This window comes from Oxynema mangrovii CENA135, assembly GCF_016632315.1.
GTDB classification, from domain to species: domain Bacteria; phylum Cyanobacteriota; class Cyanobacteriia; order Cyanobacteriales; family Laspinemataceae; genus Oxynema; species Oxynema aestuarii.
On record NZ_JAEOXH010000001.1, the window covers coordinates 3,155,100 to 3,179,019 of the forward strand.

At 54.8% G+C, this 23,920-nt stretch carries 10 protein-coding genes and 1 tRNA gene; 5 read left to right on the forward strand and 6 right to left on the reverse strand.

The annotated features are described in order from the left end of the window. Positions 1-25 precede the first annotated feature (25 nt). The 3 genes from JJD41_RS25720 to JJD41_RS12400 all read right to left on the reverse strand — a co-directional run bounded on the left by JJD41_RS25720 (position 26) and on the right by JJD41_RS12400 (position 8,219). A complete protein-coding gene (locus tag JJD41_RS25720) occupies positions 26-5,167 on the reverse strand; it encodes a WD40 domain-containing protein (protein ID WP_200666299.1) in 5,142 nt (1,713 codons plus the stop codon). Further along, positions 5,168-6,451, reverse strand: coding sequence for an RNA-guided endonuclease InsQ/TnpB family protein (locus tag JJD41_RS12395; RefSeq protein WP_459543060.1), 1,284 nt, complete (start codon positions 6,449-6,451; stop codon positions 5,168-5,170). A gap of 394 nt (positions 6,452-6,845) precedes the next feature. Next, positions 6,846-8,219, reverse strand: a complete 1,374-nt coding sequence (locus JJD41_RS12400) for a P-loop NTPase fold protein (RefSeq protein WP_200666303.1) — start codon at positions 8,217-8,219, stop codon at positions 6,846-6,848. A gap of 328 nt (positions 8,220-8,547) precedes the next feature. Between JJD41_RS12400 and JJD41_RS12405 the strand changes: the two genes are divergently transcribed. Continuing rightward, positions 8,548-8,621 (forward strand) — tRNA-Val (locus tag JJD41_RS12405). Positions 8,622-8,731: 110 nt separating this feature from the next. Here JJD41_RS12405 and JJD41_RS12410 read toward each other — a convergent pair. Next, positions 8,732-10,435, reverse strand: a complete 1,704-nt coding sequence (locus JJD41_RS12410) for a transglutaminase-like domain-containing protein (protein ID WP_200666305.1) — start codon at positions 10,433-10,435, stop codon at positions 8,732-8,734. 68 nt (positions 10,436-10,503) lie between these two features. On the opposite strand from JJD41_RS12410, the gene JJD41_RS12415 reads away from it, so the two are divergent. From JJD41_RS12415 to JJD41_RS12425, 3 genes are all read left to right on the forward strand, one after another. Next, positions 10,504-11,004, forward strand: coding sequence for a helix-turn-helix domain-containing protein (locus tag JJD41_RS12415; protein WP_200666307.1), 501 nt, complete (start codon positions 10,504-10,506; stop codon positions 11,002-11,004). A gap of 337 nt (positions 11,005-11,341) precedes the next feature. Continuing rightward, complete coding sequence (locus JJD41_RS12420) at positions 11,342-12,157, forward strand: DUF928 domain-containing protein (RefSeq protein WP_200666309.1); 816 nt, start codon at positions 11,342-11,344, stop codon at positions 12,155-12,157. A gap of 122 nt (positions 12,158-12,279) precedes the next feature. Beyond that, the gene (locus tag JJD41_RS12425) at positions 12,280-13,080 is read left to right on the forward strand and encodes a DUF928 domain-containing protein (RefSeq protein ID WP_200666311.1); all 801 of its coding nucleotides are present in this window, start codon (positions 12,280-12,282) and stop codon (positions 13,078-13,080) included. 58 nt (positions 13,081-13,138) lie between these two features. Here the strand turns inward: JJD41_RS12425 and JJD41_RS12430 are convergent, their stop codons facing one another. Together JJD41_RS12430 and JJD41_RS12435 are read right to left on the reverse strand one after the other, a co-directional pair. Beyond that, entirely contained in the window at positions 13,139-14,977 is a 1,839-nt protein-coding gene (locus JJD41_RS12430) for a ShlB/FhaC/HecB family hemolysin secretion/activation protein (protein WP_200666313.1), read from the reverse strand. Between the two features lie 72 nt (positions 14,978-15,049). Then, on the reverse strand, positions 15,050-22,276 hold the full coding sequence (locus tag JJD41_RS12435; RefSeq protein WP_200666315.1) for a tetratricopeptide repeat protein: 7,227 nt from the start codon (positions 22,274-22,276) through the stop codon (positions 15,050-15,052). A 124-nt stretch (positions 22,277-22,400) separates the two neighbouring features. Here JJD41_RS12435 and dacB point away from each other — a divergent pair, with 124 nt between their 5' ends. After that, positions 22,401-23,855, forward strand: a complete 1,455-nt coding sequence (gene dacB / locus JJD41_RS12440) for a D-alanyl-D-alanine carboxypeptidase/D-alanyl-D-alanine endopeptidase (RefSeq protein ID WP_200666317.1) — start codon at positions 22,401-22,403, stop codon at positions 23,853-23,855. The last annotated feature ends 65 nt before the right edge of the window (positions 23,856-23,920 follow it).

Sequence of the window (23,920 nt, forward strand, 5' to 3'; positions counted from 1 at the left end):
GAGTTTAGAGTTGAGATGGAAGAGTTCAGGGAATCTCTCGAATAGGGATTCCTTCACAAAGATTGCGGTCTTCTTCACTGATGTTGGTGGAATGTTCTAAATAGTCATTTAACCAACTACAGGCGCGAATCACCAGATCGTCTAAGTCGAGGTTCCAGACGATGATGTGGTTGTCGGCGCCTGCGGAGGCGATCGCCATTTCCCCCGCCGGACTGAAGGCGACATCTAACACGCCGGAGGTATGACCTTGGAGGGTTTTGATCAAATTCCCATTGTTCAAACTCCAGAGTTTGACGGTGGTATCCCAACTGGCGGAGGCGAGGATTTCGCCGTTGGGGGAAAAACTGACACTTTCGACACTATCGCTATATCCCTGTAGTAGGGTGCGCGGTTCGCCGCCTTCCAAGGGCCACAGTTTGACGGTATTGTCCCAACTGGCGGAGGCGATCGTTTTGCCGTCGGGAGAGAAGCTAACGTCGGTTACGTAAGAGTCGTGACCTGCTCTTCCGGACAAGGTACGCACTAACTTTGTCTGGCGGGTATCCCAGAGTTTAATGGTTTTATCGTCGCTTCCAGAGGCGAGATAGCGTCCGTTGGGAGAGAAGCTGACGCTGTTGACCCGATCGCCGTGACCTTCCAATGTCGCCAGCAAACTCCCATCGACTCCCCAGAGTTTCACGGTACGATCGCGACTTCCGGAGGCGATTGTTTGACCGTCTGGCGAAAAACTCACCGCATAGACGCGATCGCCGTGACTGGAAGCCCCGTTACAATCCTCATTCCCTTCATCCTCCATACTCGTCACGGGGGATAACGAGACTTCTACCCTTTCCAACTTCGGATCCACCAAGGTCGTTAACAACTCCCCCTGACGATTCCAAATTTTGACCGTGCAGTCTTGCGAAGCGGTTGCAATCGACTCTCCATCGGGGGAAAACGAGACCCCAAACACCCGTTTTTGATGCCCTTGCGCCTCGTCGAGAGTCGTCAGCAAATTCCCCTGTCGATCCCATAGCTTTGCCGTATTATCCCAACTCGCCGAGGCGATCGTTTCGCCATCGGGGGCAAAACTGACACTAGAAACGCGACTGTCATGACCTTTCAAAACCGTCAACAAACTTCGTCGGTACCGCCACAAGCGCACGGTTTTATCGAAACTTCCCGAGGCGAGGGTTTCGCCGTCGGGGGCAAAACTGACGCTGGTCACGCGACCGCTATGACCTTTGAGAGTACGAACTAAGGTCCCGTCCAGTTCCCACAGTTTGATCGTGTTGTCGTCGGACGAGGAAGCGAACAGATTACTATTCGGGGCGAAAGCGAGGCTGAAAATCTCGCCCTCGTGGGCTTTCCAAATTCTCGGCGGGCGCCCGTCTAGGTGCCAGACCCGAATCATCTTATCGATCCCCGCAGAAACGATACTTTTGCCATCCTTAGAAAAAGCAACGGCGATCGCCCAATCGTTATGGGGGGGTAAAGTCGTCATCAGCTTACCGTTGCGGCGCCAGACTTTCACTGTTTTATCGTCGGACGCCGACGCAATCAGTTGACCGTCCGGAGAAAACGTCACCCAGGTAACCGGACCGTCGTGACCGCGAATTGTTTTGACCAATTGACCGTCAGAACGGCGCCACAGTTTGATCGTGCGATCGTGACTGGCGGTGGCGACCAGTTCCCCATCCGGAGAAAAGGTAACGCAGTAAACACTATCGTCGTGACCGTCGAGAATCGCCAGCAACCTGCCATCTTCAGCATTCCAGAGTTTGACCGTGCGATCGCGACTCGCAGAAGCGATCGTCTTCCCATCCGGGGAAAAACTGACGCTGGTGAGGGCTTCGAGATGTCCGGGTAAAAGCAGATAGAGACTCCCGTCCGGCTTCCAAACTCTGATCTCGCCGTCATTCCCTGCAGAAGCAATTAAATCCCCCCGTGGGGAATAACTCACACTCCAAACTTCGGCGCCGTGACCTTCGAGACGGTTGCGTTCTCGCACGCCGTAAACCGCTTGTTGCAATGCCGTCGCCACCCGCATTTTAGTTTCCACATCCGGCTGTTTTGCCTGTTTGAATTCCCCCCACGCCCTCAAACTTTCCATGAGCGCATCAAATTCCCGATTTAAAACGAAAAGCGCCTCGTTGGCGGCACTCATGGCGATAATTTGCGCCCGTTCTTTTTGAACTTCTAGGAACCGTTTTTGTACTTCTGCTTGCTGCCAATTGCGGAAAGCAAACAAGCTGACAATTCCCAAACCCACCGCTAACACCATCAATCCCTGGCGTTGTTGTTTGAGTTTTTGATTGCTCTGTTCGAGTTTGACTTGAGATTGCTTTTTTTCTTCTTCTAAAGCTTTCGCCAAACTGGCTTGAACGCCGAAATCTTTTTCATATTTCTGGCGGACGGGATTGACGAGATAATCGTGAACTAACTGATAGCGTTCGGCAGGTTCTTCGTGGTGAAGAAACACCAAACCGGAACCGACTAAAATTTCGAGAATGAGGTTGAGCCGTTCTTCTCCCGGCGCCGCTTCGCCGACGATTTCCCCGGAACAAACTTGGAGGAATTCTTGTTTAGTTTTGAGGGGGCGGGTGTTTTTGCGATCGGTGAGGTTGTAAAGAATTTCCCAAGCAATGCGCTCGTTTTGCGGGCCGCAATCGCGCACGACTTGGACGAGCGATCGCTCGATCAAGGTCGATTTCGGCGCGCTTCCCAGTTGTCGATAGGCTTTGAGCGTGGTGATTTTATCGTCTTGCAATTGAGCGCCGACCAGTTGCAATTCAATCGGGCGAACTTCTCCGGTATCGTCGGCGAGATCGTTGACGAGGGCATCGATCAACTCGGGTTCTAAATAAAACTGCGATCGCCCGCTCAACCCTTCAAAAACTTCGATCGCTTTTTGACGGGAAAAGTCCCCGAGATAGTAGCGATTTTCTTTATTGAGAATATCGTTATTGACGATACCGAATTTTTGCGATCGCTCTAACTCCAATAAATAATGTAAAAAATCGATTCTCAACGAGAGAATCACTTTCACAAAAGGAACGTCGAGAGCTGTTTTTAAAAAGTCGTAAAATTGCTCGCGAGTTTCGCGGGATTTGATCGCGAAAAAAAACTCTTCAAATTGATCGAAAATGAGAATCGTCAGCAAGTTGCGTTCTGCATTTTCGCGCAACTGCCGGACGATCGCCTGTGCTGTCGCGACGGGTTCGCCCGTACTGGCGGCGATCGCGATCGCCCCGTCCTCGGAACCGGACCGGTCCCCCGCAGAAGCGTCCCGACCGAATGCCTCGCCGAGGGTGCGCGCCAAGGTGCCGACCCAATCGAGATAGGCGGACACGATCGCGGTCAGGGCCAAGCGATCGCCCACCGGACGCTGTTCGAGGGCCGGAACCAATCCCGCTTTGACCAACGACGATTTGCCGACCCCGGACTGACCGTAAAGAATCGTTAACTTGCGATCGGCCCGGCTCATCCGTTCGCACAGCCGTTCGACATCCTGCTGGCGTCCGGCGGCGGCAATTTCTTGAGAAGGCAATCGAAACTCATGGCCGTGCGACGAGGCCCAGGACGGGCGAGAACCGCCAGCCGTCCCGGTTTGGGAGGGTTGGAGTTGTCCGGCGCCGATAAAGGCGCGAAACCCGTAGAGGGTCTCGATCGCCCGTTGTTCTTGTTTGATCCGAAAAGCTTGCAAATACTGACCGCGTTGGAAATAGAGCGATCGCAATTCGTTCAAAATCTCCACGTGCAAGCCCGGATCTTCCGACGGAACGCTCACCTGACGGGCGAGTTTCAAATGACGCAAGGCTTCGGCTTGGCGAATGCGGAAAAAGCGCACCAAGGCGTTACTATCGCCAGAAATCGGCGATTTTTGTAAAGCCTGCCCCAGCAAAAACAAATACAGCCCCCGTTCGCTGCCGATCGCCTCGACAACGGGCGCCAGGGTATCGATCGCGCTAGCCGCTTGCAGGCGGCAGATTTCCCAATCGCCGCGAACCCGGGCGACTTGCGCCAAAAAACCGTAATCGCGCGCCAGTTGCACGGGATCGTTGGCGTGCAGGTCGAGGGCATATTGCGCCAACTGTTCCAACTCGTCCCACGCTTCCAACTCCCGCAAAACTTGTCCCAACGGGGTTAAATATTGCGCCACTAAATCGAGACGTTCGCCCTCGTGAAAGACCAATAAGGCTTCTTGGAAATAATCCCGGGCGCTTTCCCAGTCTTGGCGTTCTCGGGCGCGATTCTCCTCCGGAGATGCTCCGCGAACGAGTTCGGCGCGACGGGCGCATAACAAACCCAAATAAAATAAAACCGTACCGTGACATTCCGGCGTTCCCGGCGGCGACAGCCCCCGATCGCCTTCCCGGTAGTTTCCACTGGGTCGTTCTCCCGCCTCGCAGATCGCCAAACTCTTCTGATAGGCGATCTGTGCCGTGTCGAGGCGGTCTTGGCAAAAGTCGTCAAACCCTCGCAGAAACTCGACTTGAGCGCGTAAATCCGTTTCTAAGTCGATCCCGCGCCATTCTAAATCTTTGAGGGCAAATTCGACCTCCCGACGGGCGATCGCGTCGATCGGTCGGGCGATCGTCCAATTTCTGCCGAAATCCGCACCGCCAATTTTTAGAATTTTTCCGAGGCGATCGCGGGTTTCGCGGCGCAAAAAGTCGAGTAATTCCGCACTGGAGAGTTCAAATTTAATCGAGGTCGCCGCCCAACTTTTAAAATCCGGGGCGAAGCGGATCGCCGTCGCTAACAGATCTTCGTTCACCCACAAAATCAGAGGAAAGGGGAAGTTTTTGCGAAATTCTTCCCGCATCTGATTGGTGGAAATCAGCAACGATTCGAGGGCGATCGCCGACTCCAACCCCAAAATCATTAAGCCGAGGGGCCGGCGATCGCCCAGGAACTCGGCGATTGTCGTGTAGAGGGTGGTAACGGTATTCGGTAAAACTAAGCTCTCAAGGGGTTTGTCCGGAATCTGCGGATCGTCGCGACACAGTGTTTCTAATTGGGCGATCGCGCGCGATCGCAAAAAGCTGTAGTTACAGCGCATCAAAATCAAGGCAAACTGCCCTTGAGACAGGGCGATCGCCCGAACGGACGTGTGTAAAGAACGCTCGTTATAAGCGTCGCTCTCAAGAGCGTATGGCGAATTGGTCTTGACACCCTCTCCCACTTAAGCCATCTCGCTACGCTTAATGTCTTTCAAGTGGGCGATTCCAGTGCCTCGCGACACTGGTTTTCTGCTTCGTCCCGTGCCAACTAGAGCATCGTGACCGACACTCCCCGTCGCTTCCAGTCCACAGACATTTTCAACCACGCTATGCCCTAGCGCAGAGACTCCACGATTTCTAATTCCCTGACTTGCTGCTACATCTCTGGTAGTGGTATATCCACATTCACTGCAGCAGTGAACTCGCAGATCCAGGGGTTTCTTCCCCGTATATCCGCCACAGTTAGGACAAGTCTGACTCGTCCCATTTCGATCCACTTTGGCAAAATACACACCCCGTTTCCAACACACCCACTCTAAGATCTCCACGAACTGACCAAAGCCAGTATCGGCACTGTGTTTTGATAGCATCCCTCTCTGCCACGAGACCCAGTTGATATCTTCGACAAACAACATACCTACCCCATCACACAGATGATGAGCCAGCTTAAAGTGCCAGTCTTTACGAGTGTCGGAGATCTTCTGATGCAACCTAGCGATTTTCTGGTTTAACTTGTGGCGATTATTTGACCCTTTTTGCTTGTTCTTTAGCCTGCGTTGTAGCAATTTAAGCTGACGCTGCAAGGTTTTTAAGAACCTGGGTTGTTTAATCTCTTCCCCGTCACTGGTGGCTACAAACTTGTCATATCCCCAGTCCAACCCTCTGGGATGTCCGTGAGGCATCGGATTGGGAACATTGACATTTAGCTGCAATGACAGCATCACAAAATAGCCAGATGCTTTTCTGACGATCTTTGCTTGCTTGACTTCAACCCCTTCTGGAATCGGCCTTGACTGTCGCCATCGAACCCATCCTAGTTTGGGAAACTTAATCGCATGATCCCCGATCGGGTCTTTTCCTAACTGAGGAAAGACAAACGAACGCATCCGATACTTACTTTTAAAGCGTGGGAAACCAAAGCCTCTGGCTTTCATGTCATCCCAAGCTCTATCTAAAGTTCTTAAAACCTGTTGTAAAACTTGGGAGTGAACTGTTTTTAGTCGAGGGTATTGCTTTTTGGCGTTTGTTAATTGCTTGGCTTGTCTATGGTAATTAGGAAAAGGCTCGTCAGCCGCAATGATGTATTCAGATTGAATCGAGCAAACGTTAATAGGAGACTTACGAGAGTTACACCAATCTTTACGTTGTCTCAGCGCAAAGTTCCAAACCGAACGGCACACCTCTAGGGTTTGCTCGATCGCGGCCATCTGTTCGGCGGTGGGCTGTAACTTGTATTCGTAAGTCATGGTTAGCATCAAGAGATTATAGCTTACATGAGCTTCATTGTTGTGTAAAAACTTGAAGCATTTGCCAACGATCGCGGCATCGAAGCCCTGAATTAGCTTGAGGGAGGGCGGGGATACACGCCCTCCAACATTTCTCGTCTGGACGACTAGCTCTTTGTTGAGGATGGAGTTTTATACCTCCCTGAAATCTCCCTGGTTCGGATAAAGATGCATCTCTTGGCTGGGTAGAGAGGAAAAACAAACTGGCTCTGGAGTTGTTCCCTCCAGAAGATCGGGGGATCCCAGCTCGATCGCTATTCTGGCCGATGCCGATCCCCCCTCCTACGATCGCGATCGCAATCCCGGCGATTCTCCATTGCGGTTCGACCGATCCTTCAAAGCTTCGCCATCGTTCCTAACGGCTCATTTGCCAATTTTTAAACTTGGGCGCTTCCGCTAACGCCGGATTGATCCAATACCAACGCCCCTCGGGGTCGCGATATTCAAATAAAAACATACTGCGTAACAAGATTTGATAATGTTCGTCCCCCTGAACGCTGCGATTTTCCAATGCTTCAAATAACAACGCCCACTCGTCATCGCTAATCGCCGCGATCAAATCGTCGCGATGTTCTTTGATCACGTTTTCCAAACACATCCGCGAAATCGGCGGGTCTTGTTGTTGCAAACAGCTATATAAAAACCCGAGCAGGTTGCGCGGATGACCGCCACTGACCCGACAGAGGCGATCGAGAGTGTCCGAAGAATCGAAGACTTCGTCGATAAACTCTAAATGCCGTTCCGGGGCAATTTCTGGAAACGCCCGAGCCAGCACCATGTGGCGCAGCAAGTTCATCCCCTTCTGAAAATCTTGACCCTCGCGCGACTGCACCGGAACCATCGGCAATACTTTCGGTTTGACTCCGAAACGACTGGTTAGCCGACCGAAATCGTTGGAGAAAATTAACGATAGTGGAATCGTGTAGACCACGTGACAGTTGAGGCGCCGGAGCTGTTCGCCGCGATCGACAAATAAGTATTCCGGCTGAGTTCGTCCGGAGGGTTTCGGCGAACTGTCTACCCGATCTAAGTTATCGACAATCACGACTAATCCTTTTTTCCCTTGCCCTTTGAGTAAGGCATTGGCCGGATCGAGTAGTTCGCTATTAATCGCTTCGAGAATATTATTGGTACGCGGTTCTAAATACTGGCGCAATTGATGGCGGATTTTGGGACTGTGACGGGCTCGAGCCGTAATCGAACCGATGCCCCCCGGCAAGGAAAAGCCGACTTCGCCTTCGCTCGTGGCGCTGAAGGTTCCGACGCCGGGAATGGCGGCTTCGCCTTTGAGCTCGATGGGAGTTTGTAAAAACTGGGCGGCTTCCTGGAGTAGGGTTTTAAAGCCGCGCGGTTGCACGGAAATATGGATTTTTTCTAAGCTTTCCGAGACTTGGCGGGCGATACTGAGCAAAATTTCGGTGATATCGACATCGGCCATATCGAGGTCTTGGGAGGACTCGAAATAGACGACGTGGAATCCTTGTTGTTGCAGTTCGTTTTTCAGTCGGAAGAGTTCGGTGGATTTCCCGCAACCGATATGTCCGGTAAACAGTTGACAGGTGGGGTCGTCACCGGAGAGTAGGGAAATGGTGCGACCCAATTCGCGAATGATATTCCCCCCCCGAACGGAAGAAAAATCGATGTAGTATTTGCGATCTTCCTCGTTGGTCATGTCGAGGGTTTTGCTGGGATTGCAGGCTTTGAAAAATCTCGGTAAATCTAAGTTCATCTCAATGTTGACGGCTGATCTGGAGATCGGGGTAGACCCGGGACAGGATGCTTTTACTTTTCTTTGTCGATGGTTTCAGGATACCGAAATGGCCGCGATCGCCGCTCGTGTGTCGGTTTCATTGGAGGTTTGGGGGAAAGAGCCTCGAACTTCCATTTTCGCTCGGGCTCCTTGAGATCGAACAGTTGGTGGAACCCCCTATCCAAGCTACGAATTGTCCGGGGTGACGGGCTTTTCGAGGGATTTGCGACCGGGAGCTAAAATTTTTTGGATTGACCCCTTGCATCTTTCGAGATGCCTGTGCTAAGGTTATAAACGCATTGGGCGAGGACGCATAGCTCAGTTGGTTAGAGCACCACGTTGACATCGTGGGGGTCACTGGTTCGAGTCCAGTTGTGTCCATTCCTAAAAACCCGCTTTCGGAGCGGGTTTTTGCATGTTTAGGCGCGTAGAAGAGGGGAGGAGATCGCCCCGGGTCCCAGTGCGGGCGATCGCCTCCCACGGTTGCGCGCTTATCCCGCCGGATTCGGGGGCGGCAGTTCGTCGAGAATGGTAAAGCGAACGTGGTTGAGCGCGAGATCGCCGAGGGGAATTTCACTTTTATGAATGGGAACCCCATCGAGGCGAAGACTTTCAAAGCGGATCCCTTTCCCCAGCTCGATGTGATGCCACGCCAATCCCATAAAAAAGCGCATCGGGTGCAATCCCCCCTCTTCGTTGTCGTCCGGGTTGGACTCCATCGGAATCCAGCCGATCCCGGGGACGTAAAATTCCAACCAGACGTGATTGTAATCCGGTTGCAGGGGAACGCCCTTGCGTTCGGGATGGGGGGGACATTTGTAGCGACCGACGGTTCGACAGGCAATCCCGTTCAAGCGCAGTAAGGCGAGTAAGACGCCGACATATTCGCCGCACGAACCGACACCGCGTTCTAACACCACGTCGGGGGGGTCGATGTAGGGTTTGATGCCGTAGTCGAGTTTGTCGTAGACGTAATCGCGGATACTGAGGATTTTACGCAACAAGTTGGTTTCGTTGCCGATCGCCTCCCTAGCGGCTTGGCGAACGATGTCGCTATCCATCGCCAGTTGGTCGTTATCGACCAAATAGAGCTGTTTGAACTCCTCGGGAAGTTCGGGGAGGTCTTCGACGTCGCGCGGGGTCAGGTGATATTTGATGCTGTAGAGTTCGACGAGGGCTTTCCAGCCGAAAATCCGGGCTTCGTCCTGTTTGAGGCTATCGAATTTAAACACCGCAAAGCGCTGTCCCCGTTCGCTTTCTTCTTCAAAGGGCATTCCGATCGCGCGAACCTCTTTGAGCCGTTGGCGCGCGGTATCTGCAGGTAAGGCGATCCGCCAGTCGAGCTTTTCAAACTGCACGGGTTCGAGGGGGGAAAGTTCCTCGACGTAGGACATCTCGACCAGGTAGCCGTTGGACAGAGTGTAGTGCTGTTGGGGATGGTACTGGAAGCAAACGGGATGGATGAAGGTGCGATCGCGGAAACTGACTTGATGGGGATTGCTGGCGTTAGGATCGTCGCGGATATAAATTTCTTCTTCGGCGTAGGCGACGTGCAGCAGGCGGTGGGCCGAGACTTGCCGGGGGTCGAAGGCGATCGCCGTGGGATGGGAATAGGGAGTCAGCAGGTTGTAGCGCAAATCCCCGGTGGCGCGGTCCATGCAATAAATCGTCTGCTCTTCGCTATCGCAAATCCACAAGTCTTCTTCGCTGACCGCCAAGTTTTCCTCGCCGATTCCGGGGGCGTAAAACTGGGTGATGATCTCGCCACTGTTGCGGTTGAGAATGTAAATATAACCCGCACGCTGACAACTGACGTAAACCGCCGATTCCCAGACCGCCACCCCGCTTAAGCGATCGCCCAATCGAGCAAATTCCTCAAATTTTAACGGTTCGCGACCGAGGCGATCGCGCGCGTCGGGACAACAATACACCGTATCCTCGCGGGTCAGCCACAAGCTCTCTTGCCAAAAGGCCAAACCGCGAACGTCTAAAAAATCCGAAACTTGGTAGGGATTGAGAATGGTGGTGTTCTCGGTGGTCAGGTCGATTTCTAACAAATGTCCGCGTACCGAATCGACGGCGATCGCGCGATCGCCGAGAAACGCCAACCCGTGCAGGCGATAAACGCCAAACGGTCTGACCGTTCGCAAATCGGCACGAGTCTGAGGGGGTAGCACAGGTGAATCCGAACTCATCAAAACTCCTGGGTCTGAAACCCCGCCCTTTGAGGGCGGCTTTACATTTTACGCGCTATAACGGGAGGATGACTCAAAAGGCATTCCCATATCGTTTCTATCCAACCCCGCAGCCAGCAAATTTGCTTCGGAGCACGTTGGGTTGTACCCGTCTTCTCTATAACCGAGCTTTGGCCGCCCGGACTGAAGGTTGGTATCAAAGCCAAGAGCGAATCGGGTACAAAGAAACATCGGCCACGATCGCCGATTGGAAAAAAGAAGACGAGCTTAGCTTTCTGGTCGAACGACTGCCTTTGAAGATCCGGGAATGGGAATGTCCTGAATGTGTGCATGAACATGACCGGGATGTCAATGCTGCTATCAATGTTTTGGCCGCCGGGCAAGCGGTGTCAGTCTGGGTCGCGACCGTAAGACCCGAAGAGAGTCAATCTCGCTTATGCTGGGGCTACGAAGCAGAAACTCAGATCGTGAGGTCTGGGAATCTGGGCGACTTGAGGCCGGAGAGGATGTCAAATCCGGGTATCGACAAACTAGCCAGTCACGCTGCACTCCCTCAAGGCGCAAGGTAAGATCGAGGGGTCTTCTTCAGAATAAGGCCAACCCGAACGGGTGCAAACCCAAAGCGATGAAGCCTATCCCAAGGGACGCAACTCCCTACTTTCGCCCTGCGCGAAACTCACCGCTTGCTCGTTACGTCTACCGTCCCATAGAGAAATGGGTCAAACAGCATGGCAGGGTGTCCGCACCAAACCGCAGCTCGTCGATTGCCCGCTCGATAATTTATCAAGTTTGTCGGGGGGCGATCTGTTCGGGAAGAGCGTTTCGACCATTTTCTCTGAAACAAACACTGGCTATAGCGTCCCTCTCGAAGCAGTATAAGGAAATTCACCTAAAGGCTACACGATCGTGACTTGGAGAAAATCCCCCCTAAACTTGTTTTCCCTCGCGGCGCTGTTGTCGCTTTCCCTATGGGGTACGCTTGCCTTCCCCACCCGCAGCCGCGCCAATACCGCTCCCCCTTCGGGGGCGATCGCCCAAGAGTTACCCACGGACTGGAATGCCGCCCCCTTCGACCCTCCCCAAAGTGGGGCGCCGGGACGGCGTATCGGTGGCGCCACGCGGGGTCTGTGTCCGGAAAGCGCCCAAAATATCGTGGCTTTAATTCCGCCGACGAACCAAGGGCAAACCCTCTCCCAATATCCGACATTCTTCTTTTACGTTCCCGAGATCGTCCCGGCTCAGGACATGCAAATCGAGTTTCTCCTCGAAGACCAATCGAACTGGCAAGACGTCAAAACCGTTTATAAAACTACGATGCCGATTCCCAAACAATCGGGGATCGTGGCGATCGCCCTGCCGGATAATGGAGAAAGCGAGGGCTTGGCCGTGGATAAAATTTACAATTGGTATTTCTCGGTGATCTGCGACTATAAAAGCTCCGAACCCCACACCCTCTCTACGGGAGGATGGATCGAGCGCGTCGCCACCCCCAACCCGCTCGCTCGGGAACTAGAAATGGCTTCGGCTACCGAAAAAGTCGAAATTTACCAAAGAGAACGGCTTTGGTACGATTTGCTCGGTACCCTCGCCCAACTCCAAAGCGAAAGCGCCGATAACTCCTCTTGGTCCGCTCAATGGCAGCAGTTGCTCGATGCGGTCGAACTCGAGGATATCGCTAACGCGCCGTTGGTCGAATTGAGTTTCGAGCCAGTGACTCCCTAAATCGAGTCCTTTGGGGAACACTTCGGGCGATCGGTATTTCGGAAAGATCGGAACTCAGGGGCTTTCGTTCGCAAGGCGACGCCAGAAGCGTATCGCCCCTCCTGCATTCAAAGGCATAGATCATGGCTTGGAAATTTTTCCACATTTTTGCGACTTGGATTTTTCTTTCGACAGCATTCGGTCTCTCGACCCTCTCCCTCGATTCCCGACCCGTTCGCGCTCAAGGGACGGTGACGGCGGAGTCGTCAGGGTTGACGACGGAATGGAATTCGTTTGAACCCCCGGATCGCGGTACCCCCGGTCGCCGTGTCGGCGGTGGAACGCGCAGTCGCTGTCCGCGAGCGGCATTGGAGTTGACCGCTCTGGTTCCCGAAACCAATTTAGGACGAACGGTCGCCGCCTATCCCACGTTATTTTTCTACGTCCCCGGGATTCCGAACTCTTCGGAAAAAGTCGAGTTCGAGCTGGTCGATGCCAACGATCCCGATCTCGTGTTGTACCAAACCCTGGTTTCGATTCCGGAACGAGGCGGCACGATCGCCATTTCGGTTCCCGATGACGGCAGCGCTACTCCTTTAGAACCGGATACCTATTACAACTGGTATTTATCCTTCGAGTGCGATCCCAACATGCTCGTGGGAGGGTGGATCGAGCGCGTGGAACTCGCCACCCCCCTCCAAGACGAACTCGAAGCCGCTTCGCCGGGCGATCGCCTCGCCATTTACGAACGCGAAGGGCTCTGGTACGACCTGTTGGCCGAACTGTTCCAACTGCGACAAGATCGACCCGCCGATACTCTCCTAGAGGCACGCTGGCAGCAACTGCTCGCGACGGTCAAACTCGACGATCGCGCCGAGGAACCCCTACTCGACCTGCCGATGATGCCCTTAGAGGAGCCTAACGCTCCGAACGACGAGTTTTAAGGGGGAGCGAGTCCAAATCGCGCGATCGCCTCGTGGCGCCTGCCCGTCGAGCCTGTCGTCAAAATTGATAGTTGACATTAAAATAAAACCCTTCATCCTGTGCGTTCTCGCCTTTGTCGTCAATCTCGAAAATGGGACGGGCATAGTCGAGGCGCAGGTTGAAGCCGGGAAAGAGTTGCCACAGCACCCCGACGCCGACCCCCGCTAAAAACGTTTCCCGGGGCAAGCGGTTGGGGTTGTCGTCGTGGTTCCAGACCGTGCCGACATCGAAAAAGGGCGCCACTTGAAAAATCGGAATTCCGGAGGCATCCCGGGCGATCGCGATCCGGTTTTCTACGGAAAAACGAAACCCATTATCCCCCGATCGCACGTTTTGGCGATAACCGCGCAAGGATTGCCCGCCGCCGATGACGAACTGCTGAGATGACAGTAACGGATCGGGGGAAAGCTGCACGTCCCCTTGAAAAATTAACAATTGCGCACTGCCCAAACGCTGGACGCGCTGCACTTGACCGATCCAACTGAAAAAGCGCCCGTCCGGAATCGGATCGTCATTGGTCGTGGCGTCGAAAAGCCCAGTCCCCACATTGAACAGCGATCGCACCGACCAGGCCCCACTGACATCCCGCCGCAGGTAGTCGAGACCGAATTTCACCACACTGGTGCGGCTAATCCCGTCCTCGTCGGGTCCGGTTCCGAAAGGAAACGGTTCCCCGTCCACAAAGGTTTGACTTTCCTGGTGCGTAAACCCTAACGAAAGGGCAAATTCCTGCCGGGGCGATCGCACGAACGGTTGCCGAAAACTAACTTCATATAAATCCGATTCCCCTTCGATATTAAATTCGTCGAACGGTTCCTGGACGATCCCATTCTGATTGGGTGCCACCCGAAGGGCGATCGTGCCGTTCATCGCATTCACTGGAATCCGATAACTGAAATCGAAGGACTGAGAATCGCCCAATCCAAGATAAGACGTGGCCGAAATTTCATCGCCAAACCCGGTTAAATTGCGAAACCGCAAATTCGCCCCCAACCGTTCCGACCCCACACTCGGCGGCGAGTAGTTATCGACGCTGAAGCCCCCACTCCAGGGACTTGCTTCTTGTACCCTAACGGTGAGAATACTCTTCCCTAACTCACTTCCCGCCCGCAAACTCGCTTCGATATTCTCGAATAACGGATCGATTCGCAACAAGCGCAATCGATCTTCCAAACGCGCCGTATTTAACGGTTGGGTCGCCCCCAACGCCACCCGCGAACGAATGTAACTCTCGCGAACGCGGTTATTTCCCTCGACTTCGATCTTCTCCAAACTGCCTTCGACGATCGTAATCTCGACGACGCCATCTTCAATGGTTTGATCCGCTAAAATCGCGCGGGAGGTAATATAACCGCGATCCAGATATAACTGGGTGATGCGATCGGCTACTTCCCTCAATTCTTCTAACGTCACCGATCGCCCCTCCACGGAAGCCGCGATTTCGTCAATTTCCGACGCTTCTAACACCGTCGATCCACTGACGCGGACGTCGCGGATTTCGATCTGAATCCCACTCTCGGGAGGTTCGCCCTCCGGGGTCGGCGGTTCGAGGACGGGTTCTTCTTCCTCCGGGGTCGTCGGTTCCGCCTCCGGTAGGGGTTCGATCGGTTGCTGGGTCGGCGGTTCGGGGGGCGGCGTCTGGGCGAGAGTCCCGGAGATCCCCAGTTCGCCTCGATGGGATGGCGCGGGAAACGGCGAAGACAATGAGGCGGCGTTTGCTGCCCCCCAGAACGGCACGATCGCACAGGTTAAGGCGATCGCGCCCAACCGGATCCGACCATTCCAACCGGAAACAACAGGGGAGTCAGTGGTGTTGCGATTCTCCTTTGGAGACGCTACGCGAACGAGGGAAGTCATAGTTACAGCTTGTAACGGCGTAGGTTAATCAGCGCGTCGGACAGTGAAGCATGGATCGAGGTGGGCAATCTTTCAACATCCCATCACTCGCATCAGGATCCCTAAAAAACGGTTGACCTGTTTTTCCCAACTCCACTCGCCCATCACCTCGGCGGCGGCGCGTCCGCGTTGTCGGGCCGTTTCGCGATCTTGCCAGACCCGTTCGAGGGTTTCGACCACTTCTTCGACCTCGGACTCGCCCCAGTCGCGCACCCCGGGGAAACGTTCGGTGGGTTTGACCCGTCCTTGCGATCGCAACGGATAACACCAGTCTTCCCCAATTAAATCCAAATGGCCCGTATTCGCCGAGAGAATCACGGGTAAACCACACGCCATCGTCTCCATCGCCACTAAATTCGTTCCTCCTTCGCAACGATTGGTAAACACCGCCACATCTGCCTCGCGCATGATTGGCGGCATGAGATAGTTGGGAATCGCCCCTAAATCGATAAACGACCCTTCCGGTAAGCCGTTGGCAACTAACCACGCGCCAATTTGCACTCGGCCATCCCTCCCCACTGCAGGCAATCCGGCGACATGTCCGGTGCGATCGAGTCCCGCCATGAATTGGGGCCAGAAGTTGTGCCACGCGGTCACTAACAGCGCTTCCGGATGGCGCTGCCGAAAGGCTTTAAACGCCGCCACGACAATATCCTGACCTTTGCGATATTCCAACTTGCCGCCGCTAAAAATAACGAAGCGATCGCCGAATAAATTCGCCTTGGGCGCCGGGTGAAATAAGGTGGGGTCGATCCCTTGCTGGACCGTCACCGCGCGATCGAGGCCGTAACTTTGCAAAACTTGGGTATTCCAGCTCGATCCGGCAACAATGGCGTGATACTGCCGCCCCCGTTCCACCATTTCCGGGGTTAACTCCGTATTTTCAAAGAAAATCGTCCCAATCTGATATTTTCCACTCATCGGTTGATGGGTGGCCAGACTCGACAAGTTATTCCCCAAGGCATGAACGATGGGAAAATCGCACCACAAGGATTTCCCCGGATGGGTCGCCAATAACTGCTGTACCTCCTGATAGCGCTCTAATGCGGGTTGCAGTAGATGACGGTGTAAGGGATTGTCTATTCCGGTGCGATCGGGCCGCATCAATAACATCGGCTGGAAATTGGGGTTTTTTTCCAGTTGCAAGGTTAAATTTAAGCCGTAAATCCCCCATCCGGTGATTCCACTCAGTTGCCAAGTGATGCCGAGGCGCAGGGGTCGAGTCGGAACCGGGGGGGTGAGATGGCCTGTCATCTCTATTTCGCTGTGAGATGGTTGTTCTGTGGCTTGTTCTAATAACGCCGTTAACGCCGCCCCCAGGGCTGCGCAGGCGCCGGGCCAATCGCCGAGGTGGGGTTGACGGAAGAGGCGCGCCGTCGGATACCAGGGACTATCGGGGCGATCGAGGAACCAGCGCGCGTCCGGCACGAAGGGGAGTAAGATCCAGGTGGGTTTTCCTAATGCCCCGGCTAAATGGGCGACGGCGGTATCGACGGTGACGATTAAATCGAGGTGGGCGATCGCGGCTGCCGTATCGGCGAAATCGTGCAAGTTTGGCGCTAAATCGATCGGACGATCGCTGGAAGGTTCGACCCCTTTCTGCAAGCTGTACAGTTGCACGCCGGGGCGATCGAGCTGTCCGAGTACGAGATCCAAATCGCACGATCGCCCCCGTCGGTCGCCGTAGCGATCGCTCCCCGCCCACACGATGCCAATATTGATACAGTCGGGTTTTGGGGGTCGGCGATCGGGAAACTCGCCCCCGGCAGATAAATAAGGAACCTCTGCGGGAATCGTCCCGAGGTCGGTGCCGCACAAGTGGGGCAAACTCATGAACGAGGCGTGGCAGTCGCAGGGGGGGAAGGGGTCGTCTTCTGAAATAATTTGTGTTGTATTTGCACGATTTAATCCAGTTTGAAACAGGCGGACGAGAGGCTGCGGACAGCGCACGATCGCCCGTCCCCCCTGTTGTTCGACGAAAGATAAATAACGAATATATTGCAAGCTGTCGCCGAATCCCATTTCCGCATGAAGCAGAATCGTTTTACCATGCAAGGGCGACCCGTCCCACCGGGGGCAATCGAACGGGGGAACTTGGGCATCGGACTGCTGCAAGCGCCATTCGTATTCGGCGAAGCCGCGCCGTAAATCCCCCGCCAGCATGAGGGCAAAGCCGAGATTGGCGTGGAGGTCCGCGCGGTCGGGGGCGAGGGAAATCCCCCGTTCGTAAACGGCGATCGCCTCGGAGACTTTATTTTGTTCGAGCAAGGTATTGCCCAAGTTGTGATACGCCTTGAGATAGTCGGGGGCGATCGCGATCGCCTGTCGGTAATGGGCGATCGCCTCGTCCCAATCCCCTCTTTTTTTCAGCGCATTGCCGAGGTTGTAATAGGGCGCCGGGCGGTCGGGAACTAAGGTGATAATTTGGCGCCATTGGGCGATCGCCGCGTCCAGATTCCCCGCATTTTGGAACATATTCGCCTGTTGAATTAACCCATTCACCCGTTCTGTCAGATCCGGCTGTTGCTGCAGTTGTCGCAATGCGGCGACGACGCGATCGAGGGTTTCCGTCCAGTTTCCCGGTTCTCTCTGGCGGAATAAGCGCGCGGTCGGATACCAGGGACTCTCGTCGCGATCGCCCAACCAGCGCCAATCGGGGGCGAGTCCCAAGACGATCCAGACGGGTTTACCCAAGGCCCCGGCTAAATGGGCGACGGCGGTATCGACGGTGACGACTAAATCGAGTTGGGCGATCGCGGTGGCCGTATCGGTAAAATCGTGCAAGTCTGGCGCTAAATTATGAATGAGTTCGGGGAAGCTTTCTAAATCTTTTTCCCGTTCTCCCTTCTGTAAGCTGTAAATTTCGCAATGGGGGATACTCCACAATTTGCGAAAGTCTGCCAGTTTTGCCGAACGGTGGCGGTCGTGGGAATGTTGGGGATTTCCCGCCCAGACGAGGCCGATTTTGAAAGCCTCGGATCGGGGAAGTTGTAACCCAGTCGGCGAGGGATGCAGGTAGGGAATATTGGCGGGAATGCGATCCGCCGTCGTTCCCAAAATGCGGGGCAAACTCATCAAGGGGGCGCGAAAGTCGCACTGGGGGAGGGGGTCGCCAAAGGCGATCGCGCGATCGACCCCATCGGCAGTTTGACACAATTTCACCAACGGTTTGGGAACCAAAACGATCGCCCGTCCCCCGTGGGTCGCGACGAGGGAGGCGTAGCGGACGAACTGAATCGCGTCACCCATCCCCTGTTCGGCGTACAGCAATACGGTTTCTCCCTGTAAAGGCGAACCGTCCCAGAGGGGCAAGCTTTGGGGGGCGCGATCGATCGCCCCGTCCAACCGCCAACGCCACTCGTACTCGGCGAAACCGCGCCGGAAGTCCCCGGAAACGAGCAAACTCATGGCGAGGTTAACGTGGGCGTCGGTAAAGTTGGGGTCGATTTTTAGGGCGTTTTGATAGCAGGCGATCGCCGCGTCGGTTTGGTTGAGGGCTTGGTAAACGTTGCCTAAATTAATGTAAGGGTCGAGATAGTCGGCGCGACCGTCGATTGCGGCGCGGTAGGCGGCGATCGCGCGGTCGAATTCGTACTCGTCGGCGAGGGTATTACCTAAATTGTTATAGGCTTCGCCGTAATCGGGCTGGAGGGCGATCGCCCGTTCGTAGGCGGCGATCGCTTCTCGGGAATCCCCCTGATGCTGCAAGGCATTGCCCAAGTTGTAATACGCTTGCGGGTGATGGGGTTCGGCGGCGATCGCCCCCCGGTACGCCGCGATCGCCTCTGACCAGCGTTCGGCGTCGAAAAGGGCGTTCCCTAAGTTGTAATGGGCGGCGGCGAGGTCGGGTTGCAGGTTTACCGCTTTTTCTAACAGGGCGATCGCCCGTTTGTGTTGCCCTTTTTGTCGCAACAACGATCCTAAATTGATATAGGGAAGGGCGAAGGTTTCATCGGCGGCGATCGCTTGTTCGTAATAGGCGATCGCCCGATCTCCTTGTCCCCGGTAATGGGCGATCGTTCCTAAGAGTTGCCAGGCTTGGGGATAGTTAGAATTCGCTTCCAAGACTTGCTGACAAAGGGTTTCGGCGCGATCGTAGTCCCGATTTTGGCAGGCTTGGCGGGCGTCGGCGATCGCCCGTTCGACGTCGGAGGCGGGCGCCGTCGGCGTCGGGGAGATCGCCGAGATATCCTGGGGACGGGCGGCGAATGCACCCAGTTCGTCGATGGCGCGATCGAGAACGTCGTCCCATTCGTTTAACCGCTTTTGACGAAATATCCGCATGGTTGGATACCAGGGCGTGGTCTCCCCGCAGCGCAACCAGCGCCAATCGGGAGACAGACCGAGTAACAACCACACGGGTTTTCCGAGGGATCCGGCGACGTGGGCGACGGCGGTATCGATGGTAATCACGAGGTCGAGGTGGGCGATCGCGGCGGCGGTCCTGTCGAAATCGTGCAAGTCCGGCGCTAAATCGATAATATTTTCAAAGTTTGCCCAGCGATCGCCGAGTTCGTCGGATCCTTTTTGCAAACTAAAATAAGTGATTCCGGGAACCTGTAAGAGGCGCGAAAATGCCTCGAACGACAGGGAACGATAGCGATCGCTGGGATGGTTCGGGTTCCCCGCCCAGACGAGTCCGACGTTAAGTGTATTTGGTTTGGGGAGTTTGGGGTGAGAAAACCGGGTTTGTGGCTTTAAATAGGGGATTTTTGCCGGAATAGTCGTTAAATCGGTTTGAAATAAGCGCGGCAAACTCATTAAGGGCGCCCAAAGGTCGAATTCCGGCAAGCGATCGCCGTAAGCATAGAGGCGATCGATGCCTTCGACCGATTGAAGTAAACGCCGTAAGGGCGGCTGAACGAGGGCGATCGCCCGGGCGCCCCTACGCGCAACTAAGGGCGCGTAGCGGATGAATTGAACCGTATCGCCGAGTCCTTGTTCGGCAAATAAGAGAATGGTTTTACCCTGGATGTCGGATCCGTCCCAGAGGGGAACTTTGAAATCGGGCAGTTGGGGACCGTCCTTGACCCGCCAACGCCATTCGTACTCGTCCCACCCGGGGTTGAATTCTCCCTGGAGTAACAAGGCGACGCCGAGGTTATTGTGGGCTTCGCCGTAGTCGGGATCGAGGCGCAAGGCTTGGCGGTAGCAGGCGATCGCCCCGTCGATGTCGCCGGAATCTTGCAGGGCAAAGCCGCGATTGTTGTAGGCTTTGGCGTAGTGGGGATCGGCGGCGATCGCGCGGTCGTAGCAGGCGATCGCCCCGTCTAAATCGCCATTTTTCTGCAATAACAAGCCCCAATTGTTATAAGCTTCTGCATGGTCGGGCTTGCGGTCGATAACTTCTCGATACGCCGCGATCGCCCCGTCGCGATCGCCCGCTTCGGCGAGGGCGTTGGCGAAATTGTAGTAAAGAGGGACGGCAATCGGGTCTTTTTCTCTCAACCCGGCGATTCCCTGGCGGTAACAGGCGATCGCTTCCGCCAGTTTCCCTGTTTCTTTTAACAACATTCCCAAATTGGTCAACGCGGTGAGGTGGTGGGGATGGTGTTGCAAAATTTGGCGGTAGAGGGTCGCCGCTTCGTCGAGAAATCCCCCTTGATGGCGCGCGATCGCCCCTTCTAAGGAGTTTTGGAGGGAAATAGACGGTTCGGCTTCTCGGTTCACAGGTTGACTCGCGCGATCGACGGCGCCAGGGTGAAAAACTTCGGGGGGGAACGGTTGACGTAACGCTACTTTAACTCGGTCGAACAAGTCGCGCCAATCCCCCGGTTGAGATTGACGAAAAAGGCGCGCGGTCGGATACCAGGGGCTATCGTCGCGATCGCGCAACCAGCGCCAATCGGCAGCAAACGGCAGTAAAATCCAGACGGGTTTGGCCAAGGCCCCGGCTAAATGGGCGACGGCGGTATCGACGGTAATGACTAAATCTAGGGCTCGGACGATCGCCGCCGTATCGACAAAATCGTTCAGTTGAGGGGCTAAATCGATAAATCGGGGGTTTTCTAAGGCCCAATCGGGGAGAGTTGCCCCTTTTTGCAAACTATATAAATAGATATTCGAGGAATTGGGAGGATCTAACAGTTTGAAAACGTCGGCGAGATCGGCGGATCGGGCGATCGCCGTCGGACTGTCGGAGTGGGTGGCCCAGACGACCCCAATTTTAAAAGCGTCGGCGGGTTGCAGTTCGGGGACGGGTTCGGTGGGGTGTAAATAGGGAACCTCGGCGGGAACGGTTTGCAGGGTCGTTGCCAAAATCCGGGGCAAACTCATCAAGGGGGCGTAAACGTCGAATTCCGGCAAGGGATCCCCGGCGGGGACGAGGCGATCGATGGCGGAAACGCTTTGAAATAAACGGATGAGAGGGGGATGAGCTTCGACGACGACCCGCCCGCCTTTAGCGGCGACGAGGGGAACGTAGCGGATGAATTGGAGGGCGTCGCCGAGTCCTTGTTCGGCGTGGAGAAGGAGGGTTTTCCCCTGGAGGGGGGCCCCGTCCCACAAGGGCTGAGGAAAGGATCGGGGAGTTTTTCCGGGCAGTTTCCAGCGCCATTCGTACTCGACGAAGCCGCGTTGCCAGTCTCCGGCGAGGAGGAGGTTGAGGGCGCGATTCCAGTGGGCGAAGTGATGGCGGGGGTTGAGGGCGATCGCGCGATCGTAGTGAAATTGGGCAGATTTTACTTTTCCCAAGGCTTGCAAAGCGTTAGCGAAATTGTAGTGAATTTCGGCATCGTCGGGACAAAGGTCAATCAGTTGGCTGAACTGAGCGATCGCGCCGCAAAAATCTCCAGAATTTTGCAGCAAAATGGCCAAATTGTTGTAAGCTTTAGCATATTGGGGATCGAGGGCGATCGCTTGTTGATAATAAGCGATCGCCACTTTTTTTTCGCCTCGGTCTTGGTAGAGGTTGCCCAAGTTGTAGAAGGCTTGCGGGTAGTGGGGACGCAGGGCGATCGCTTGTCGGTAATGGGCGATCGCGCGGTCGCACTCTCCGGAGTTTGAGAAAGTATTGGCTAAATTGTAGTGAATTTGGGCAGAATCCGGCTCAAGTTCGAGGGCTTTTCGGTAATAGGCGATCGCGCGCTGCCAATCTCGTTCGTCCGAGGCGATCGTTCCCAGGAGTCCGAGAACCTCTACGGCGTCCGGGGTCTCCGCTAGCAGTTCTTCCGCGATCTGACGCGCTGCCGCGAGGGACCGTGCCTGGTAAAATTGTGCTGCCTTAACGAACCGCTTTGGATCCGGTCGTCCCCGATTCATCTTGCCATCCCCGTGAGTCTGGATTCTCAGTTTATCAAGGGTTTGGCGGTTTTTTTCGCGAAGTTTTTCGGATGCGATTCCGGGAAACGCGAATTTTACTCCCGATTCCCGATTTCCCGAACTTATGAAACTGCAACACGCCGCTATTTTATTTTCCCTGGTTGTTTTCAAACCCGATTTAGCCCTCTCCGCGTCTTCGGAGGGGATTTGCGAGTCGCAACTTCCCCAGGCGATCGCCGACATTACCGAAAGACCCGAGTTAAGGCGATCGCGGTGGGGAATCGCGATCGAACCGTTGGCGGCGAAGGGCGATCGCCCGCTTTACGATCGCGAAGGCAATCGCTATTTTATTCCCGCGTCTAATGCAAAATTGTTGACTACCGCCGCCGCGTTGCAAACATTAGGCGCAAATTTTCGCATAACAACGTCGGTCTACGGTCCCGAGTCTGCCGATCCCGACGGCGTTTTATCTTATATCCGCATTGTCGGACGGGGGGATCCGAGTTTCGGCGAAGCCCAAATGCGATCGCTGGCGTCCCAGTTGCGCGATCGCGGCGTCCGCCAAATTACCCAGGCGATCGCCCACGACGGCTATTTCCCCGGGTCTCCCATCCATCCGAATTGGGAATGGGAGGACATTCAGGCGGGTTACGGCGCCCCGGTCACCAGCCTGATTTATCGGCAAAATGCCGTTGAATTGAGGGTATACCCGCAAGCTGTCGGCCAACCGTTACGCCTCGCGTGGACGAATCCCGCAGAAGCCGGAAACTGGCAGGTTGAGAACCGCACGACCACCGTGGAAACCGACGGCAAAGAATGGCTGCAACTGAGCAGGGATTTCGCAAAACAGACGGTGATTCTCTCGGGACAACTGCGCGCCGGGTCGCCACTGGAGGACGTGGCGATCGCCGTTGGCGATCCGACAGAGCATTTTTTAGAAAACTTGCAAAGAATTTTTGCCGAGGAAGGGATTCGAGTGTTGCGCGTCACTTCTAGTGCGGAGGAGATTACAGGAGAAACAGAAATCGCAAAAACCGTCTCGCCAAACCTTGCCCAGTTAGTGCAAGAAGTCAATGAAGACAGTAACAACCTCTATGCGGAAGTGTTGTTGCGATCGCTCGGCGTCGCTACAAATGAGGCTACAAATAGCGCGATCGCTGCCGGATTAAACCGTTTGAAAACTAGCTTAACTCAGTTAGGAGTCGATCCGGACACCTATCAATTAGGCGACGGTTCCGGGTTGTCGCGTCAGAGTTTGGTCAGTCCCCAAGCATTCGTGCAAACCTTACGCGCAATGGCGTTATCTCCGAATGGGACATTATACCGAGAATCCTTACCCCTAGGGGGGAGTAGCGGCACGTTGAAATGGCGATTTCGCGAAACACCTGCATTCGGTCGCGTCCGCGCCAAAACGGGAACTTTGACGGGAGTATCGAGTTTATCCGGTTATGTGGACAATGAAGAATACGATACGTTGCTATTTAGTATTATGGTCAATCAATCGGAACGATCTGCGTCTGTTTTACGGGGGGCGATCGATGAAATTGTGGTGTTATTAAGTACGTTGAAACGGTGTTGAAATTTTAGGGGTTGTAGGAACACGGTATTGCCGTGTTCCTCCGGGGATTTGGCGACTCGATTTAA

Coding starts and splice junctions, on each gene's coding strand:
- JJD41_RS12395 (WP_459543060.1), bottom strand. CDS start 6,451: ATGACTTACGAATACAAGTTACAGCCCACCGCCGAACAGATGGCCGCG.
- JJD41_RS12400 (WP_200666303.1), bottom strand. CDS start 8,219: ATGAACTTAGATTTACCGAGATTTTTCAAAGCCTGCAATCCCAGCAAA.
- JJD41_RS12410 (WP_200666305.1), bottom strand. CDS start 10,435: ATGAGTTCGGATTCACCTGTGCTACCCCCTCAGACTCGTGCCGATTTG.
- JJD41_RS12415 (WP_200666307.1), top strand. CDS start 10,504: ATGACTCAAAAGGCATTCCCATATCGTTTCTATCCAACCCCGCAGCCA.
- JJD41_RS12425 (WP_200666311.1), top strand. CDS start 12,280: ATGGCTTGGAAATTTTTCCACATTTTTGCGACTTGGATTTTTCTTTCG.
- JJD41_RS12430 (WP_200666313.1), bottom strand. CDS start 14,977: ATGACTTCCCTCGTTCGCGTAGCGTCTCCAAAGGAGAATCGCAACACC.
- JJD41_RS12435 (WP_200666315.1), bottom strand. CDS start 22,276: ATGAATCGGGGACGACCGGATCCAAAGCGGTTCGTTAAGGCAGCACAA.
- dacB (WP_200666317.1), top strand. CDS start 22,401: ATGAAACTGCAACACGCCGCTATTTTATTTTCCCTGGTTGTTTTCAAA.